Source organism: Pseudoalteromonas sp. AOP7-A1-14, assembly GCF_052376275.1.
Taxonomy (GTDB): Bacteria; Pseudomonadota; Gammaproteobacteria; order Enterobacterales; family Alteromonadaceae; genus Pseudoalteromonas.
This window is the reverse complement of sequence record NZ_JBQSVO010000078.1, coordinates 1-18,364: the sequence shown is the minus strand read 5'-3', so window position 1 is coordinate 18,364 and position 18,364 is coordinate 1. Positions and strand designations below refer to the sequence as shown.

The following is an 18,364-nucleotide window of genomic DNA, read 5'->3' as shown; positions in this document are numbered from 1 at the left end:
GCATCACTAAATTTACAAAGGGTATAAGTATAAGTAACGCGATATATGTGTTGTTACCCACTCCCCAAATCCAATTTAATAAACATGCTCCCCAGTTCCACCCTTTAATTTGCGGTGGTATTGTTGAATTTTTACCTTCACCTGAAATATAGTGTTGTTCTTCCATATAAAAAAGACCTAAAAGACTTTGTATTCTAATATGGGCCAATAGTAGCGAATAAAGAATTGTCCGTAAACTGTATAAAGAAGCCACTTAACTTACGATACGATTCTTCACTTAATAGCTGTAGCTAAAAAAATAATTACGTTATTTTACTTAATGCACTTTTAAATTTAATTGCTGATCTATTTTTAGCGCTTAATCAATTAGATAGCTTAGAGCGTATTGACTTTTTAAGGTTAAAACCTGTTCAATCTCAAAAAATAAGCACACCCAAGTTTCATTCTTTTGTATTTAAGACAATAATAATATCTAAAGGCCCCTGCCTTGAACAAAAATTTCTTTAATGGTGGGACTGCAGAGTTTTTCCTTGCTCAGAAATGTAATTTTTTTGCTGCATAGTAAGTACCGTCCAATGTCAGCTTAATAGTTAACAATTGCTATAATATCAATGCGTTATTAGGAGCAACACTAACGACTAAATATATGCTTATAAACCCTATAAAACCCAAATAAGTATTCACCCGTGACGTTAGACATATTGAACGGCTACTTTACCAAAATGCCCTTTACTCACTTTTGTCTAGTACATTTATAACGGTTGGTGAGTCACTATCTTTGACTATAACTCGCTGTAATGACCAACCAAAAAACTCGTTCCTCACAATAACTTGTACCTGCACACTACCTTTAAAGCCAGAGGCATAATAAAAAAATGCCCTTTCACCAGGCGTATCAGTATGTTGATAGTCATCAAGAATATGAGTTAATGCAACTTCAAGCCTTGGCCCTGTGATTTTAATTACATTTGGATTCTTTCCAAGAACATTATAAGATTGCTTAAAAGCATCCATCTTGTACATATTAGAAATATAGTTGTATGACAATGTCGTAATAAGCGGTAGAGCGACAATTATTAATAATGCAAAACTTGCGTTACGCCATTTTTTTTGCACCTTTTTAAAATGCTCAACATCTCTCCATATATTATTTTTCCATGCCCATTCATTACCTTTAGCGCCCAGCATAAAGAACATCACCACGTTAACAATAGGAACAAACATAAGTAATGCAATAAACGTATTGTTACCTAACCCCCAAATCCAATTTAATAAACAGGCCCCCCAATTCCACCCTTTAATTTGCGGTGGAACAACTGAGTTCTTTCCTTTGCCTGAAGTATAGTTTGGTTCTTCCATGTAAATGCCTTTTAAGATTTTATTGCAAATATCACAACATAATGAGTCAGTAACTAATACAATAAATATAACGTTTTAATGATTAACAAAGCCCTACTTGCGGCTTAATTGTTAACCGTACGAAGTTATTCATAGACATCCCCCTCTTGACTCTTAGATAAAAGATATCAACAAACCAACGTATATAAAGTTGATGTACTAATGCTTTGCATTGCCTGAAAGAGGTTTAATAATGTAATCAAAAGCCAACGTGGTAAAAGTCAGCTGCTTTTTGTATATCAATATTATATAACTGTACCCAACCCACTTATTATCCGAATGCAGAATTTAAATAAAAACTAAATTTACACCTCATCACTCTAGCTTAACGCAAATTATGCTTATTAAGCGTCGACCAATATAAAATAGAAATAAAAAATCGCAGAATCATGTTTTCTAGGCTGCTATTGTAATATATACAAAAAAGCGCAAGATCAACTTGCGCTTCGAGTCTATAAGGGTTGCATCATGCAGGGGCTATTCATCCCACTGCGGTGCAAAGTCAGGCGTTGCTTGTCTATCGCCACAATCAAGGCCATTAATGCGATCGATATCATCAGCATCGAGTTTTACTGAATCATCAAAGTTATCTTCTAGGTTTTTACGCTTTGTGGATGATGGAATTGTGGTCATGCCGTTAGCATTAATCCAAGCCAGCGTCACTTGCGCAGCTGAAGCATTATGCTTTTTGGCTATATCGAGTATCACCTCATCGTTTAATACTTTTCCAACTACAAATGGCATATAAGCTGTGACATGAATATCATGCTGCTGGCAAAAAGCACGTAGCTTGGTATTAGTTAAATATGGGTGAACTTCAATTTGGTTTGTGAATATTTCTCGGCTATCAAGTGTTTGCATCGCCTCAGTTAAGTTAGCAATAGTAAAGTTTGATACACCAATATGTTTGGTTAAGCCGAGCTCTTTGGCCTTTTTCAACTGGGTTAGGTATTCACTCATTGGCTCACCGTTTGCTGGAGAAGGCCAGTGGATCAATAGTAAATCAACCTGTTCAACTTGCAGCTTATCAAGACTTTCTTTAACACTATCAATAAAGCTTGATTCATTTAATTTATCATTCCACACTTTGGTGGTGATAAAAAGCTCGCTACGGGGAACATTACTGTCTTTAATTGCTTGACCAACTTGCTTTTCATTACCGTAAATTTGCGCAGTATCGATATGTCGAAAACCAACATCTAAAGCCATACTCACGGAATTATAAGCTGATTTACCTTCTAAGCGAAACGTACCTATACCCAAATCTGGCATTTCAATAACATGTTGTGGCATAACTTCTCCTTAATTAAGGTGTGTATCTATTGTCTGTGGTCAAATCTTTGAGATTCAAGTCAGCACAAATAAATAATCGCTTAATAAGCTAAAGTCATTAATCTAGATGTTCATATTGGCCGCGATAAACTTCAAAAGTTTTTAATACGGTGTGTTGTTCTTTACTCAAGTTATCGAACCAATTATCAAATAATTCATCATTATCTTGTTCACTTAATGCGATGTAATGTGCGAGCAGTTCAACAATGTCATTATGAGTACAACTAAGTGGGTCGATTTGTTTCGCTAGTGTGCTGTGATCTTTACTACGTAAAGTATCCATAACATCTTGGTCTATTTGCTCATCAATAGTTTCTTGTGTCTGTTCGCTCATCTCAAACTTAGCTCCTTTTATACAACTCTCTCTTATTTATAACAGGCTAAATGCCAATAGCTAGTTTTTTTAAACTGACTGCTTATCTTTTGATTGATTAGTACAAATTACACTCAATGATGAATTTTTTAACCTAAACCATTTGCAAACAATTCTTATTTACTATAAATTAAAGTTATACTATCACATAGCAAAGAGTCTAACATGAAACCCAATATTCACCCTGATTACCAAACCGTTGCTTTTCACGACACCGCTGCCGACAGTTACTTTATTATTGGTTCAACCATTAAAACAAACAGAACTGTTGAGTTTGAAGGTAAAACCTACCCATATGTTCCAATAGATGTGTCAAGCGATTCACACCCATTTTATACCGGAAAACAAAAAACAGTGGCAAGTGATGGCCGTGTTGCAGCCTTTAACCGCCGCTTTAAAAACCTTGCTAGCAAATAATGAAGGTATTGAGCTCACTTAAAAGTGCTAAAAGACGCCCTGGCTGTCAAACAGTCAAGCGTAAAGGTCGTATTTTTGTAATTTGTAAAGACAACCCACGTTTTAAAGCAGTACAAGGTATGAAAAAGAAAGGAAGGTAATTTTATATATCAAGCGTGCTTCTATAAGATAGTTGCACGCTATACTGTACTAATTTAACCACCAAACAATAGCTCCCAAAAACCTGGTGGTTCATGAAGTTTGTGGTATTTTTTTCTTAAGCCATCAATCGACTTTAGCACGCCTTTTGCGGCGCTAGGTCCTTTGTCGTTTGCTAACTCCTTCGCTAGCTGTGCCTTATTAATAACCTTATCTAACCCTTGTAATGACTCGGTTTCATAGCGACTAAACTTTGCTGTTTTACTACGTTCTACCAAATGAATAAATTCATCAATAGCGCGGTTAAAATCCTCAATATTAGTCGCTTCTACACTTTGCTTATAGGCAAGGCCCATATTTTTCATGTTGACTTCTAAGTCAAGAGGTTGATTTGAAAACGCAGCGCTACTAAAAACTAGTAAACTAATAAATAACAACAATCTCATAATATACCCTACTGAAAATGAGCGCAGATTATACCTTATCTAAACAAATTTGTATCTCTCATCAATAAGCAGTTACCCACAAAGCTGTAAAGGGGCTTTACAGCGGCTTTAAAGTCAAATAACGCAACAGCTAACATCTATCTGTTACTCAACCAAATAACTTGGTAGGGACTAAGTTCAATATTTAGGTTTTGTTCGTCAATAGGGGTGTTTGTCAGTAAATTCATCCAACACTCTGTTTCTATCAAGTTTAAATCTGCTAATGCAATGACTTGTTGCTGGTCACTAATATTATAAATACAAAAAATACTTTGTTCTCGATTAATACTTTGTCGCCAAAAACCAAACAAGTGTGTACCAAGCTGTAAGGTATATTGAGTTGCATTGGGGTGAAAAGCAGGCTGCTTTTTACGTATTGCTATTAGGTTTTTAATATCATGACACACTTGATTATGATGGCTTTTTTCATCAGCAAGCTTTGCTAATATTTCTGACTCTTGCCAGCGGTGTCGGTTAATTGCCCGGTTATGTTGGCTATTGTCAAATCGAGCATAATCATTTGTTGTGCCAAGTAAACTATGAATATATAAGCCCGGGATCCCTTCTAGCGCAAACATAATCGCATGAGCACATATAAAACGAGCATGCCCCCATTTATCAACTCCTTTATGAGTGCCTTGTAGCGCATCATAAAGTGCAATATTAAGCTCATAAGGGCTATTAGTACCATCAGGCGCGGTGCGCATTGATACTTTGCCACCAAAACCTGCTGTAGTTTCGACCATTTTACCAATCTGAATCTGGTCAAGTAACCCTTCCACAGGCCGCAAGCCAATACCATCGTGTGAAGCAATGAAATTAAAGTAGGCAGTGCCATTTTGCGCCGGAGGCATACTCATCATCCAATGCTTTAACGCGGTAGCATCACCACTAAGTAAGGTATGTAAAAGCAGTGGGGGCAGTGAAAAGTTATAAATACAATGTGCTTCGTTAGCGTTACCAAAGTATGATAAATTTTCACGGTTAGGGATATTTGTTTCTGTGATAATGATTACACTTGGCTCAACATGCTCTATTAAGGTACGTAATAATCTAATTACTTCATGAGTTTGCGGTAAATTTATACAAGAAGTGGTTAGCTCCTTCCATAAAAAAGCCACAGCATCAAGACGAAATATTTTCACCCCATTATCTAAATAATGTCGGATAATACCTACAAACTCGTTAAGTACTAATGGGTTAGCAAAATCTAAATCTACTTGATCGGGGCTGAAAGTACACCAAACATGCCGCTCCCCCAGTGCGGTTTGCACTGTATTCAATAAAGGAGATGTCCTTGGCCGCACGACAGCAGATACATCATCAGTCAAACTGGCTGTTTTAAAATAGCTTACCCCAGGTTCCTTGCCATGAATAAAGTTTTCAAACCACTGACTGCGGCTAGAGCAATGATTAATCACTAAATCAGCCATTAAATTCACATCTTTAGCAATACCTTGAATGTCTTCCCAACTTCCTAATGCTTCGTTGACTTGCACGTAGTTCATCACCGAAAAGCCCTCATCAGAGCTGTATGGATAGAACGGTAAGATATGTAGTGAGTTGATCGTTCCCGCACATTGATTTTTTATGAATCGATGTAATGTATGTAACGGGGGCTCACTGGGAACGGCCACGGCTTGCGCTGCTTCAGTATAGCGCATGATTGAATCACCGTAAGCTATAAGAATTACATCTTGCTGATCCCATCTATTTTTATGAGGTGTCGGGTCTCGCACAGGATCATCTTTGACCATTGTAGTGATCAACATACTTGCTAGAGCATCGATGCTCATACACAGATCAACACCTTCGTATATGCTTTGTAAATGTTGTTCAACCCGTTGTTCAAATAGCGCTTTACTCATTGCCCTACCTCTTATTTCTTATGAAAATTCTTTATTATCAAGCTCTACTGCTTCTTCTAACCGTGAGAATACATCGGGCATAGCTGAGGCAACACGATTCCAACTAGGAACAAAAGGTGCTTCCATAGGGTGTTGTAAAAAATGCTCTCCCGCATTCATAATGTTTTGTGCAAACATTTCCACCGCTTTTTCTTCATGGTGAATATCCAAAGTTAGACCATTCATCACAGCATCGTTGTGGTACGTTTCAATAAAGTCCAGAGCAATACGATAGTATGTTGCTTTAAGTGAACGAATCGTTTCGCTGGTAAAAGTCACCCCTTGAGTGGCTAACTTCCTAAACAATGCTTTGGTGATATCAATCGACATTTTTGAAAGCCCCGCAGCTTGATTATCAAGCGATAGCACTTGGTGTTTATGGTCGTAGTTATCTGCAATATCGACCTGGCATAAGCGGTTATGAGAATAGTTTCTATACATTTCTGATAACACACCAATTTCTAACCCCCAATCACTAGGAATACGAATATCATTGAGTACATCACGACGAAATGAAAACTCTCCTGCCAGCGGGTAACGAAATGAATCCATATATTCAAGGTAGTCACTGCTACCCAATATGGTTTTAAATGAGCGCAATAAAGGCGTAACGAGTAAGCGTGAAACTCGGCCATTAATTTTCCCTTCGGCAGTACGTGGGTAGAACCCTTTACAAAACTCATAGTTAAAACGCGGATGCGCTACCGGGTAAATAAGTCGTGCTAATAAACCACGATCGTAGGTTAAGATATCACAATCATGCAGCGCTATGGATTCAACCTTTGCTGTTGCGAGCTTATAACCCATGCAATACCAAACATTACGCCCTTTACCAAGCTCACAAGGCGCAACACCCAATTTTTGTAGTTCTCTATCTAGGGCTTGTAGCCGTGGCCCGTCATTCCAAAGTACTCTGTGGTGTTGGCCAAGTTCTTTAAAAAACGCTAATGCATTGCGATATTGACTTTCATCAGCACGGTCTAGACCAATAGTTATTTGTGATAGATAAGGCACATGCTGTAATTCGCTAATAATATTTTTAAGTGCTGGCCCTTCAAGCTCACTATATAAAGATGGCAAAATCAGCCCCATAGGACGTTCTTTTGAAAATGCCTGTAACTCCCGCTCAAGTTCTTCTACAGGTCTGTCCGCGATATTATGTAGTGTAGTTATAATGCCATTTTGATAAAAGTCAGCCATGAGGTTGCTCCTGTTTAGCTGCTAAATACGATTTGATCACGGTTAATGCCGCTACCTCTTGAACCCAGCCTGCAGGGGCTGGTTTATCACTTATTTTCCATGTTTTTTGTTTTATTTTAGATTGCACTTTACTACTAGGATTATTGATAAGAATTGCAATATCAGCCTTTTTTAGCATCGCCACATCATTGTGGCTGTCGCCTAATGCAATTACTGTAAATGAATGACTAAACGCTTGTTTAAACTGGTTAAGTAACCAGCACTGTGCTTTACCTTTATTATTTCCTTTTGTTGCATGGATAAAGCGCCCACCGATAAGAACGTCATAACTTAAAGATTTAAGTAAATCTACAAAAGCCTGTTGCTGCAAAGCTGAGCCAATAAAATGAATTGGGTCAGAATATTGACGTAACAACGCCAATTCACTTTGTTCTATATTAAGTCCGGTTAAGGCGCTCACTTCTGCGGTATCTAGCTGACTAAAAAGCTGGTAACAGTCTTTAAATTTAGCGCCGTATTGAGTCAAATCAGTATGCAAACGCTGATTATTTGGGGCTAAAGCATAGCGCCAATATCCTTCATATTCGTCACAACCAATAGGCTTAACAGCAAAGTAATTTTTTGGAATGTAAACTGCGGCGCCATTTTCAACAATAAAAGGTTGCTGATGAGATAAAAACTGCTGAATTGATTTAACCTCTGCAAATGTTTTACTAGTATTAAAAATAACATTAATACCATGTAAACTAAGCTCAGCTAAAAAGGGCTTTATTACTTCACATTGGTAGCTGTCATGATCAAGTAAAGTGCCATCTAAATCGGTAAATATAAGCGGTTGGCTTATTTCACCTGCCAAAAACCGCATATTAGTAATATCACGTTGTTCATCAAGTATGAGCAGCGCTTCAGCATGTTGGCTAACGGTTTCTAGATTTTCTCGAGTTATACGCTCAAAGTGGGCAATAAATCGTGCTAATTGCGGTTCTGTAAATGTCCCCTTGCCTACCCCGTTTTTAGCTATTAACTTTTGTTCTTGCTCTAAACGCCATGCGAAGACACTTTCAAACGATGGGGCTTTAAGCATTACGGTGTAATCAATAAGAGCAAATACAGTTTGATATTCATTCGCTAAACAACTATTTACACAACGTCGCCAAATACCTTGATTGTCTTCTTCCTGCTCTAACTGATTAATAGGTTGTTGTAACTGATAAGGCTGCTGTGGCTTACTGCCTACGCACCAGCCTTCAAAAAAAATAATATCAACTGGCGCTTGGTTATTATCCCAATCACTAAGTGCAAATGGATCATCAGTTTGCTTATTAAACTTAGGTAACGGTACCTGTGTTTTTCCTGCTAATAAATCGCTTAAAGTTTGCTGCATTAATGATGTATCGTGGGTGCCTGGAACGCCCCTTGTTGCAAACAACGGGTGAACATCTTTTGCTAATTGCTGGCGTTTAATCGCAGGTAAGTAAAAGTCATCAATTGACAGTGCAATACTATTAAATTCTGTATTTTCGTTCACCCATGTCATTAAAAAATCAGCAAGGGTGGTTTTACCTGATCCCTGAGTGCCATTTACAGCAACTAACATGGCTTTGCCGGGAACTTTTGCTGCCAAAATATCATACCCTAAAGGAATGAAATATTGCTCACTTAAGTACTGATATTTAAGCGGTAAATTATGTTTTGCTAAAAATGGGGTAATATCCACAATGTTGGACCTCTTGCAAAAAGAATGACACGCTATGGTTAAATATAGTGCAGTTACTAAGCCAACTTTTATTTTCTTTATTTTTTATTAAGTTAAAAAAAAAGCGCATGTTAAATGCGCTAATTTGGTGCAATGGATTAACAGTTCAGTGCACTATGTTGGTTCTTGTTCAACCTTAGGCAACACTAAATTTAGTACAATCCCTAAAACTGCACATAAACTTACGCCTTGCAGGCTAAACTCACCGCCACCAATATGCATACCACCAATACCACACACTAAAATAAGTGCCACGATACTTAAGTTACGTGGTTCGGTTAAATCGTCACCTGACTTTACCAATGCATTTAACCCAACGACTGCAATAGAACCAAACAGCAAAATCATAATTCCGCCCATCACGGGTACAGGAATGGTTTGTAAGCCAGCGCCCATTTTAGCTACAAAGGCTAAAGTAATCGCAATAATGGCAGTCCAAATCATCACTTTAGGATTAAAATTACGTGTTAGCATGACCGCACCAGTAACCTCTGAATACGTAGTATTGGGCGGCCCACCAAATAAAGACGCAGTGGTAGTTGCTAAACCATCACCCAACAAAGTCCGATGTAAGCCCGGCTTTTTAAGGTAATCTTTACCGGTTACTTGGCTTATCGCCATCATGTCGCCAATGTGTTCAATGGCCGGCGCTATCGCAACGGGGAGCATAAATAGCACAGCTTGCCATTTAAATTCAGGCCACGTAAACGCTGGCACGGCAAGCCAACGGCTATTATTAACGACAGTAAAATCTACAATTCCTAAAAATAATGACGCACTGTAACCTGCAACAACCCCCGCTAAAATAGGGATAAGCTTGAATACCCCCTTCCCCCATACGGCAAAAATAAGCGTCACCAATAAAGAAAATATAGAAACACCAATCGCTTGCCCATAAGGAATTAACTGAATGGCACCATCGCCACTTTTACCCATTGCCATATTAACTGCAACGGGTGCAAGTGCGAGGCCAATCACCATGATCACAGGGCCTACTACTATAGGCGGTAGTATCTTATGCAGTATTGCAACCCCCTTCACTTTAACCAGTATGCTTAATAAGACATACGCTCCACCTGCCACCATTAAACCACCCATCGTCGCTGGCACACCAAAAAGCTGTACTGAGGCGGTAATAGGGGCAATAAAGGCAAATGAAGATGCTAAAAATATGGGTACTTGGCCTTTGGTCACTATATGAAATAAAAGCGTACCGACACCAGCGGTAAACAGTGCAACATTAGGGTCGAGGCCAGTCAATAAAGGAACTAATACTAGCGCACCAAAGGCTACAAATAACATTTGTGCCCCGGTTAATACGGTTTTGATTGAAAAGGTTGGTTCACTCACAGGGTATCTACACTGTACCAAATATTTTGTCACCAGCGTCGCCGAGGCCCGGAATAATATAACCCTTTTCATCAAGATGGCTATCGAGTGAAGCGGTGAATATTTCGACATCAGGATGAGCCTTGAGCGTTTTTTCCACTCCTTCTGGCGCAGCAACTAACACAATAATTTTAATCTCTTTACAGCCTGCTTTTTTTAGCATATCGATTGTAGCAATCATCGACCCACCGGTTGCCAGCATTGGGTCAATAACTAGACTTAAACGCTCGTCTATTTTACCTACCAGCTTTTCAAAATAGGGGATTGGCTCTAATGTTTCTTCGTTGCGTTGCAGACCAACAACACTCACTTTAGCCGCAGGTAATAATTGCATTACGCCATCCATCATTCCTAACCCTGCGCGAAGAATAGGAACTACAGTAATTTTTTTACCTTTAATATGCTCAACCGTTAAGTCTGCGCCATCCCAACCAGTAATTGGTACATTTTCTAGTGGTAAGTTTTTAGTGGCTTCATAAGTAAGCAAAGTGCCTACTTCTGAAGATAGCTCGCGAAAGCTTTTAGTACTAATACCATGCTCGCGCATTAAAGCTAGTTTGTGTTGAACCAAAGGATGAGTAATCACATGTATAGACATAAAAAGAACCTACTAAAAATAAACTGCGCTTATTTTAGCTGAAAATCGCATACTTAACCTTATCTTTAGCTAAGTTTTCTGATGACTAGCTACTGTATCGATTAAAATTTGTTCCATAACCCAACTAGTATGTAATGCCGACTCACCCGTTGAAGGATGCTCGCTTACATTCAATAAACTATGCGCCATATTTTCAACATGATATTGCTGAATATGTTTAGGGTTTTCAATAATAAATTGTTCCTTTCCTTGCTCATTGTTAAGTGTAATAGCCTGCTCGTCAAAAATACTAAAGCTAAGCTCACCTTTGCTACCATAAACCGTAACGTGATCATGACGACTTCGACTTGCAAAATTCCAACTTGCGCTGCCTGTTACACCATTGTGATGAAGCCAGCTAGCTGTTACAGCATCAAAAGCCGTGTACAGTCCCTGTTGGTTTGTGGCAAATCCTTGCACATACTTATATTCACCCAACAAGTATGCTATTAAATCTAAGCCATGGCTGGCTAAATCATCAAAGTAACCGCCACGGGCAATGTTACTATCGGTACGCCAGTTATATTCCTCTGACAAATCAAGCTCGCTAGGCGGTTTACTTAAGTGCCAACTGACATGCCTAACTTGCCCTATCGCTCCTTTATCGATCAGCTGCTTTATTTTATTAAACCGGGGTAATGAGCGCCGATAATAAGCAACAAACAACGGCACACTAGCGGCTTTAAAAGCATCCACTATCTGTTGAGACTCTAATAAAGTTGGTGCAAGCGGCTTTTCAATACAACATGGCTTGCCGGCAGCAGCGACTTGTAGTGCAAGCGCTAAATGACTATCAGGTGGCGTGGCAATATAAACAGCGTCTATATCTGCGCTATTTATTAAATCGCTGGCGCTTGCAAAAACCTGCTTTACATTGTGGCGGTGGGCATATTCATGAGCTTTGGTTAAGTCACGCCGAGTCACGCCAACAAGCTCAATACCTTGCGTATTTTGATAAGCAGGCCCACTTTTGATTTCTGTTACGGCGCCGCAGCCGATCATACCAAACCGAATTTTCTTTTCCATTATTCTTCCTTAGCACCTAAATTATTTAGCGACTCATTGTAAAGGTTAAGCATATAGGTATTTATTTTTTTATGTGTAGGGCTCCACCCCGCCAAAAAACGGTAAAAGTCAGCCCATGCTAAAGGCCATAATTTTTGCCACTGAGTAGTAACATCATCAGCATTAATAGTTGGCTGATAAATTGTCAGCGCACTTTTTAAATGCGTAAAATAATAAGCTAAATATTCATCTGCGTGATCATGCAGCTGGTCATCATTAAAGCAACTGGTCATAAAGTACATTACATCTATAACCCCTACCCCAGCACCTACATATTGAAAGTCATACCCTAATATTTCGCTTTGCTCACTTGCAGCAAAATTGGCAAGTTTAGCATCGCCATGAATCAGCGTTTTGTAGTGTGATGTTTGTAACATTTTATCTATTTTATGTGCAGCGCTTTTAATATCGGACTTTTTATCAGGGTTTTCATTTAGTTTATTAAACTCATCTGGGCGAGTGCTTAAATGCCAATAGTTACCCTGTTGCCATAAGCCATCAGCGGGCTTATTTAAATTATATGCATGAAAATTTGCCAGCCACTCTAATATTGCTTTTAAATGGTAATTGCTAGCTTGAGTAAATCCATGTTGGCTAAAGTTTTTAAACACCAATGCATATTCATCGTCTTTATTAATTGCACTTATACATTCAATACTTTTTGCTGTACTGGGTAAAAACGTGCTGTAACGTTTATAAAAGTTATATTCAACGCTATAAGAATACTGCTTTCTTTTTAGCGCAAATTCGCTTTGCTTTATTTTAGGATGGTTTATGTAGCTTGGTATTTTAATAGCCTTAACAACACATGGCTCATCATCAAGTATACACTCGACAATACTGCCACACCCACTCCAAACCGATGTTAGCGTATCGCCAACGTCAATTTGCTTAAAATGAGGTTGTAATAAAGGAAGGTAAAATGCCATAGCTATACTAAGTGATTAAATTTTTTGTAGTTTAACATTAGCAGGCGCCTTTAATAAAATACCTTTCTTTTTTTAATGACACCCATTTTAATTTATCTATCGGGCTTGTATTACATAAAATTAAATTTAGCCCTTGAACATATCCTTTCTTAATACTGTAAAGCTAAATTAAGTTTTAAAAAGGCATTTCATAATAAAACTCAAATAACAGCCATGAAAATAGCGGCATTATGCAGTTTTAATGTTTACTGAGTAGTTTAAATTTTATGCCAGTAGCTTTTCGCAGTTACTGATATTCGCTCGCCGTTTTAGGTTTAAGTTTTCACAGTAACTTGCTTGTGAGTTCGGCCTGCCTACTGCACCATGAAACACGCGTGTAAATTGTGTGGTAAGTTTTAACCAGTTTTCTGGAGATATATTCACCCTTTCTAGTAAAGGCAAGTGCGTACTTTCAATATACCCGCGCTTGTCTTCTCGTATACAACGTCCTGTTAATTCAACAAGTTCAAGGTACGTGCTAAGCTCAAACGGTAATCCTTTTGGCATTATCTGACGTGGCATGCCTGCAAAGCGCAGTAATTGTTTTGGTTGCTTGCCTTTTTTTGCGTGTGTTAAGCGTTGTTTGATGCTGGTATGGTCTGATCCCTCAGGCGTTTTAGCTATTTTAGCTCTAATGGGATTTAAATCTACATACGCCATGCAGGCTGCAAGTGCGGCTTCATCCAAAAGCGCTTGAGACTTAAATCGTCCTTCCCAGAAGCGTCCTGTACAGTTATCTTCTTTATTTGCTTTGCGGGCAATGTCTTCATTTAATAGCCGCATAAACCAGCTGATACTTGATAGGCGCTCTCGGTATTGCTTTACTGTTTGATTAAAAAAGATAAGTTCAACTTTACTTAGCTTTTCACCCTGTATGTATTTTTGCGTAAATACGGTGCCTTTACAGAGTTTATGCCAACGGATAATAATCGCTTTATCATTTAGCCTATTTGCTTTTTTATCATCAACATAGAGTACTAAATGGGTATGATTACTCATTACAGCATAAGCACATACATCAATACAAAATATTTTTGCTAATGCGAGCAACCTATCTTCAACCCAGCCTCGTCGGTGCTCATAAGATTGACCTGTAAAGTGGTCTTCACCACACAAAAAAGCACGACGCACGCAACGTGAAATACAGTGATAATACTTTGTATCAACCAAACTTACTTGACGCTTTCTTGCGATTGCCATAAGACACCCTGCTTATTTTTTGCACTAAACAAAGGCTAGCCATTAACTTCGAAAAGTGCAAAATTTATGATGGGTGTCTTGTTTATTCGTTACTGAAAATTGGTAACGGGATTACCACGTGCGCTAAAGAAAAAACGGCTGGTTTCTGCTTTTTGAACATTGATCCCCGCAGCCATTCCCACGACATCTGCAACATTATCTAGTGCAAAGTCTTGAATTGCTTGCGCATCAATTACAGAGATAGACTGAGGAGTTTGTTGCACTGAAAGCATTAAGCCTGTAGCGCTGGTGTTGTATTCTAATCGTTGCCCTAACACCGAAATTTTTTCGATATTTGCTTCTTCTGCGTCTTGCTCACTTGCATACGTTACATTTGATATTGCTAATGTAATCGCAATAGATATGCTTGAAATGGTTGGATTAAACATGGACTCTCAAGTTAAATAAAAACAATTTGCACTTAGATTAACACTTCACTTCTTTAAGTGCAACTACAAATCGCCACAACCTATTGTTTTAATAGCTATATTTAAAAATAGCTTAAGTAGTCTCATAACAAATGCCCGAAGAAGGGGTTATTTAACATAACCCCCTATAAAAGTTGAGATTGCAACAATTATTTTGCGTATGCTATAACTGACTTATAATGCCCAGATACTATTTCGCTCCCCAAAATAAGCACGGTGTTTAGTTTTAACTGCGCCGAATAAAAAAATCATTGCAAATATAAATGCAACAATGTCTAAGCTAAAATTGCTAAAGTGACGGTAAGCCCAATCTTGTTCGTTCGGTATTACTAACAACAGTAAAGATGTGACAGGAATACATATACAAGCTGCAAATAATGCTTTTTGTAAGTCAATGGCACTTTTAGCTGCACCTCGCACAAAACTATAAATTAGCGAACCAAAAAAAACGATGTAATAACACGTCAGGTAACTCTCGTTAATTGATATATTAATAAGATATAGCCATTTACTGGATAAAATAGCCACCACAACACCAAAGATAGACCCTAAACAGACTCCAACAGTTAGGTTTGCCATGAATTTATTTGCTTTAGTTTGCTCTCCTTGTTTCTGTCTTCTTTTTTCTAGCCAGAGTAAATTACCACTATAAAATAAAAACGCTCCTAACAAACCCATTATAAAATAAATCCAGCGACCTAAATCGCCTCCAATGCCGCCAAAATGCAAGGAGAAAAAACTAGCAACATAAGGCACATAATACTGCTCGTCGTTCATTGCTAAGCTGCTGGCCCTTACTTCAAATGTATAGGGGTTCATGTATATATAATCACCTGAATTATTACGCATCATGGTATGTTCGTTCATTAGGGTTACACCCAATGAAGGACGTGAAGATGTTAAGCCTGAATATTCAATGGATTCAACCCGATAACCATCAGCCAGTTGCTCTATTTTATTAAGGTGTGACTGGACAGAAGGCAGTTGATCTAGCTTGTATTCTACTGCAGAGTTTGCACCACGATTAAACATAGGTTGGTCGCTATACACAAGGCTTAGCCCATCGTACAACACATCATGAAATGCAAATACAATGACACTCCATGCGATTATGAAATGAAAAGGTAAACTGATAACACCAACTAAGTTGTGGGTGTCTAACCACAGCCCATGATGCTTACGAGAAAATCACTTCAGGTGCGAGTCTTCTACACATGATTTCAACCCTAATTTTCGATGGCCCGCAAAATATTAATGAGATCAATCGTGGCTTAGTATCCTTGTTAAAAGCAGATGGATTCAACTCAATTAGTGAGGCCGTTGGCTCGCGTAATCCATTACCCAAAATCACACCTACTGCCGCTGACAGTACCACGCAAATATCACAAAATGATGAGCTAGTTGACTCTGAACAAAAAGAGCATGTAGCTTAAAGTTACTTTAAACACTGCATAATATAAATTGTGCAGTGACTAACTCTAGCTACTAGTACCGTTATAATCTATTTTAATAGTACTGGGATTCACACCAAATTTCTCTTTGAATTGTTTTGCAAAACTTCCTTTATGTTTAATTCCTACTTTATCAGCAACATCTCCAACCGTAATATCTGCAGAACCAAGAAGTTGATGTGCCTTATTCAATCTCTGCTCTTGTAAATAACTATATATTGTTTTTCCATAAACACGTTTAAATAAGCGCTTTAACTTATTATCATTAATGCCTACTATTCTTGATAACTCAATGATTGTCGGCGCATTGGCTAAACTCTTGTTCAATATATTGGCGCTTAAAAAAATAGCATTCAGATCTGCTTTTTTTATATCTGGCCACTGCTTTGTTAATTGATCGATACTCGAGAACAGTAACGTAATCAACTCCAGCATTTTCGCATTTATTAACAGATGCCTAGAGGCTTTTGGCAACTGGCATTGGTAGATTTGAGTTAAATTGGCAGACATTGATGGTGTAATTGATATAGGTATCAAACAATTACTAGCATTCTTAGGTTTACTGATAAGCTTACTTGGAAAAAGCTCATTTTCATACTGATTTGCAAGCTCCATCATAACAGTAAAGTTAAGTGAGTAATTAATCAGTTTAACTTTCCCCTTTGGATAGTAGCAATGGCAGGTAGTTTCATTCAAAAAAAATAAGCATGCTTGGTTTTGTATGAGCTTTACTTTTTTATAACCCGTAATTTCTATTTCTATTTCCCCTTCAAGTATAAATATAGCACCGCATAGTGGTCCCTTGCCATTACTAAAATGTGTTGCCTTTAGAAAATTAAAACTGCCAATTTGTAGTGTATTACCTTCACCAAAATCAAAACCATAGCTGACCCCTTCCCCTAAAGAAGCTGCTAGAGGGAATTGGTAGTCACTTTCATTAGTTAATTGCTGCTCAGCGATTTGTACTGGTTCAAAGCTACTGAGCAATTCATTTATGTCAATCTGTGTATATTGCATTTAAACCCTGCTTAAAATCCATATTTTGATAACAAAAGTCCCATTTTAGATCTAGCTGACATATGAAAACAATAAGTATTCGTATTTAATATGTGGGTATTTAAATTATAAGGATAGTTATGTATAAACTCCCCATGCAAGCGTTCGTAAAGTTTACATTTTGTACACTAGTTATTGGTAATTTTGCCCAAGGAAAAACCATTGAAAAGATCGAAGTTCGTGCAGAAAGAATAGTTAAAGGTTCATTGGATGTTTCTTCAAATGTACATGTATTCAACGCTGATGACATATCAAAACTAAATGTAGACTCTCTTGACGAGTTAATAAAGCTAGTGCCTAATTTTAATATGCAAGCATTAACAGGTGACTACAGTTATTTTCAAGTAAGAGGTTTACCTAGAAATTACGAACAACCAACGTTAAATGTTTACATTGATGGCGTGCCACATTCGAGCTTATATGGACTAAACATTCCTCTATATAACATTGATACTGTTGAATTTATAAAAGGCCCTCAAGGTAATTATTTTGGCAAAAACACCCGTGATGGCATCATACTCATAAACACTAAACAACTTATTGACGACACGCAATTAAATATATCACTTAGTCAAGCAGAGTTAGATCATAAACAGCTTAAATTTAATCTCGATACTTTAATATCTGATAAATATCTATCTGTCAGTTTTGGTGGGGTTGCTACACAACAAGAAGGCACTGTCTATAACTCATTATTAGATAACTATGTTGATCCAATCGACGAATATGAAGCTTATGCAAAACTAAATTTTATTAATGATGAACTATCTGCTTCGCTGATTTATTCACAACTAGAAAAGAATAATGGCTTAGCCCCGTACATTAGTAGTGAGCGCCCTTTAAAAGATGGTAGTGATCTGACTATTGAGCTAGATGAAGAAAACAGCTTCGAACAACAACAAAAACAATGGGCTTTAACAATTGGCTGGGAACAAGATAACTATTCTGTAAAAAGCATATCCAGTTACACGCAAACAGAATCAGCTGCGCAATTTGATGCTGATTTTTCATCGTTACCATACGGAAAATATTTAACAAACATAAATGAAAAAGATGCTTATCAAGAGATAACTGCAAGTATACTCTCTGAAAAACAAAATTGGATTTTTGGGTTAAGTTTTAATA

General features: G+C 37.8%; 19 protein-coding genes. 4 read left to right on the top strand and 15 right to left on the bottom strand.

Annotation, left to right across the window (positions count from 1 at the left end):
* Positions 1–729: 729 nt before the first annotated feature.
* The 3 genes from ACT3RM_RS12300 to ACT3RM_RS12290 all read right to left on the bottom strand — a co-directional run bounded on the left by ACT3RM_RS12300 (position 730) and on the right by ACT3RM_RS12290 (position 3,064).
* Positions 730–1,359 carry a cytochrome c oxidase assembly factor Coa1 family protein gene (locus ACT3RM_RS12300; protein ID WP_441836664.1) on the bottom strand — a complete coding sequence of 210 codons (630 nt, stop codon included), beginning with the start codon at positions 1,357–1,359 and terminating at the stop codon, positions 730–732.
* Between the two features lie 516 nt (positions 1,360–1,875).
* Entirely contained in the window at positions 1,876–2,691 is an 816-nt protein-coding gene (gene dkgB / locus ACT3RM_RS12295) for a 2,5-didehydrogluconate reductase DkgB (protein ID WP_441835245.1), read from the bottom strand.
* A 97-nt stretch (positions 2,692–2,788) separates the two neighbouring features.
* Entirely contained in the window at positions 2,789–3,064 is a 276-nt protein-coding gene (locus ACT3RM_RS12290; protein ID WP_441835246.1) for a hypothetical protein, read from the bottom strand.
* 204 nt (positions 3,065–3,268) lie between these two features.
* On the opposite strand from ACT3RM_RS12290, the gene ACT3RM_RS12285 reads away from it, so the two are divergent.
* Entirely contained in the window at positions 3,269–3,520 is a 252-nt protein-coding gene (locus ACT3RM_RS12285) for a type B 50S ribosomal protein L31 (RefSeq protein WP_441835247.1), read from the top strand.
* Positions 3,520–3,660: a type B 50S ribosomal protein L36 gene (gene ykgO / locus ACT3RM_RS12280; RefSeq protein WP_441835248.1), complete on the top strand. Its 141-nt coding sequence runs from the start codon at positions 3,520–3,522 to the stop codon at positions 3,658–3,660. The genes ACT3RM_RS12285 and ykgO overlap by 1 nt, the downstream gene beginning before the upstream one ends.
* 54 nt (positions 3,661–3,714) lie before the next feature.
* On the opposite strand, the gene ACT3RM_RS12275 is transcribed toward ykgO, so the two are convergent.
* From ACT3RM_RS12275 to ACT3RM_RS12225, 11 genes are all read right to left on the bottom strand, one after another.
* On the bottom strand, positions 3,715–4,104 hold the full coding sequence (locus ACT3RM_RS12275) for a cytochrome b562 (protein WP_441835249.1): 390 nt from the start codon (positions 4,102–4,104) through the stop codon (positions 3,715–3,717).
* 137 nt (positions 4,105–4,241) lie between these two features.
* Positions 4,242–6,011 (bottom strand): sugar phosphorylase, encoded by a 1,770-nt coding sequence (locus ACT3RM_RS12270; protein ID WP_441835250.1) that lies wholly within the window; start codon positions 6,009–6,011, stop codon positions 4,242–4,244.
* Between the two features lie 18 nt (positions 6,012–6,029).
* Complete coding sequence (locus tag ACT3RM_RS12265) at positions 6,030–7,250, bottom strand: glycosyl transferase (RefSeq protein ID WP_441831232.1); 1,221 nt, start codon at positions 7,248–7,250, stop codon at positions 6,030–6,032.
* Positions 7,243–8,967 (bottom strand): HAD-IIB family hydrolase, encoded by a 1,725-nt coding sequence (locus tag ACT3RM_RS12260; RefSeq protein ID WP_441831231.1) that lies wholly within the window; start codon positions 8,965–8,967, stop codon positions 7,243–7,245. The genes ACT3RM_RS12265 and ACT3RM_RS12260 overlap by 8 nt, the downstream gene beginning before the upstream one ends.
* 153 nt (positions 8,968–9,120) lie before the next feature.
* Positions 9,121–10,356: a uracil-xanthine permease family protein gene (locus ACT3RM_RS12255; RefSeq protein WP_441831230.1), complete on the bottom strand. Its 1,236-nt coding sequence runs from the start codon at positions 10,354–10,356 to the stop codon at positions 9,121–9,123.
* 7 nt (positions 10,357–10,363) lie between these two features.
* Positions 10,364–10,993 (bottom strand): uracil phosphoribosyltransferase, encoded by a 630-nt coding sequence (upp, locus tag ACT3RM_RS12250; RefSeq protein WP_441831229.1) that lies wholly within the window; start codon positions 10,991–10,993, stop codon positions 10,364–10,366.
* Between the two features lie 69 nt (positions 10,994–11,062).
* Positions 11,063–12,058, bottom strand: a complete 996-nt coding sequence (locus ACT3RM_RS12245) for a Gfo/Idh/MocA family protein (RefSeq protein WP_441831228.1) — start codon at positions 12,056–12,058, stop codon at positions 11,063–11,065.
* Complete coding sequence (locus ACT3RM_RS12240; protein WP_441831227.1) at positions 12,058–13,026, bottom strand: kinase; 969 nt, start codon at positions 13,024–13,026, stop codon at positions 12,058–12,060. The genes ACT3RM_RS12245 and ACT3RM_RS12240 overlap by 1 nt, the downstream gene beginning before the upstream one ends.
* Before the next feature lie 264 nt (positions 13,027–13,290).
* Positions 13,291–14,265: a transposase gene (locus tag ACT3RM_RS12235; protein WP_441994625.1), complete on the bottom strand. Its 975-nt coding sequence runs from the start codon at positions 14,263–14,265 to the stop codon at positions 13,291–13,293.
* 89 nt (positions 14,266–14,354) lie between these two features.
* Positions 14,355–14,693, bottom strand: coding sequence for a TonB-dependent receptor plug domain-containing protein (locus ACT3RM_RS12230; protein ID WP_441830533.1), 339 nt, complete (start codon positions 14,691–14,693; stop codon positions 14,355–14,357).
* A gap of 213 nt (positions 14,694–14,906) precedes the next feature.
* On the bottom strand, positions 14,907–15,899 hold the full coding sequence (locus ACT3RM_RS12225) for a PepSY-associated TM helix domain-containing protein (RefSeq protein ID WP_192541254.1): 993 nt from the start codon (positions 15,897–15,899) through the stop codon (positions 14,907–14,909).
* Between the two features lie 20 nt (positions 15,900–15,919).
* On the opposite strand from ACT3RM_RS12225, the gene ACT3RM_RS12220 reads away from it, so the two are divergent.
* Positions 15,920–16,165 (top strand): hypothetical protein, encoded by a 246-nt coding sequence (locus ACT3RM_RS12220; protein WP_318782647.1) that lies wholly within the window; start codon positions 15,920–15,922, stop codon positions 16,163–16,165.
* A gap of 45 nt (positions 16,166–16,210) precedes the next feature.
* Here ACT3RM_RS12220 and ACT3RM_RS12215 read toward each other — a convergent pair whose 3' ends face one another.
* Positions 16,211–17,200: a helix-turn-helix domain-containing protein gene (locus ACT3RM_RS12215; RefSeq protein ID WP_192541250.1), complete on the bottom strand. Its 990-nt coding sequence runs from the start codon at positions 17,198–17,200 to the stop codon at positions 16,211–16,213.
* Positions 17,201–17,319: 119 nt separating this feature from the next.
* On the opposite strand from ACT3RM_RS12215, the gene ACT3RM_RS12210 reads away from it, so the two are divergent.
* On the top strand, positions 17,320–18,364 hold a 1,045-nt coding region (locus ACT3RM_RS12210; RefSeq protein ID WP_444511383.1), incomplete at its 3' end, for a TonB-dependent receptor plug domain-containing protein.

What these genes read in the sequence shown, in the direction of transcription:
- ACT3RM_RS12300 (WP_441836664.1), bottom strand. Translation starts at nt 1,359, where the DNA reads ATGGAAGAACCAAACTATACTTCAGGCAAAGGAAAGAACTCAGTTGTT.
- dkgB (WP_441835245.1), bottom strand. Translation starts at nt 2,691, where the DNA reads ATGCCACAACATGTTATTGAAATGCCAGATTTGGGTATAGGTACGTTT.
- ACT3RM_RS12290 (WP_441835246.1), bottom strand. Translation starts at nt 3,064, where the DNA reads ATGAGCGAACAGACACAAGAAACTATTGATGAGCAAATAGACCAAGAT.
- ACT3RM_RS12285 (WP_441835247.1), top strand. Translation starts at nt 3,269, where the DNA reads ATGAAACCCAATATTCACCCTGATTACCAAACCGTTGCTTTTCACGAC.
- ykgO (WP_441835248.1), top strand. Translation starts at nt 3,520, where the DNA reads ATGAAGGTATTGAGCTCACTTAAAAGTGCTAAAAGACGCCCTGGCTGT.
- ACT3RM_RS12275 (WP_441835249.1), bottom strand. Translation starts at nt 4,104, where the DNA reads ATGAGATTGTTGTTATTTATTAGTTTACTAGTTTTTAGTAGCGCTGCG.
- ACT3RM_RS12270 (WP_441835250.1), bottom strand. Translation starts at nt 6,011, where the DNA reads ATGAGTAAAGCGCTATTTGAACAACGGGTTGAACAACATTTACAAAGC.
- ACT3RM_RS12265 (WP_441831232.1), bottom strand. Translation starts at nt 7,250, where the DNA reads ATGGCTGACTTTTATCAAAATGGCATTATAACTACACTACATAATATC.
- upp (WP_441831229.1), bottom strand. Translation starts at nt 10,993, where the DNA reads ATGTCTATACATGTGATTACTCATCCTTTGGTTCAACACAAACTAGCT.
- ACT3RM_RS12245 (WP_441831228.1), bottom strand. Translation starts at nt 12,058, where the DNA reads ATGGAAAAGAAAATTCGGTTTGGTATGATCGGCTGCGGCGCCGTAACA.
- ACT3RM_RS12240 (WP_441831227.1), bottom strand. Translation starts at nt 13,026, where the DNA reads ATGGCATTTTACCTTCCTTTATTACAACCTCATTTTAAGCAAATTGAC.
- ACT3RM_RS12235 (WP_441994625.1), bottom strand. Translation starts at nt 14,265, where the DNA reads ATGGCAATCGCAAGAAAGCGTCAAGTAAGTTTGGTTGATACAAAGTAT.
- ACT3RM_RS12230 (WP_441830533.1), bottom strand. Translation starts at nt 14,693, where the DNA reads ATGTTTAATCCAACCATTTCAAGCATATCTATTGCGATTACATTAGCA.
- ACT3RM_RS12215 (WP_192541250.1), bottom strand. Translation starts at nt 17,200, where the DNA reads ATGCAATATACACAGATTGACATAAATGAATTGCTCAGTAGCTTTGAA.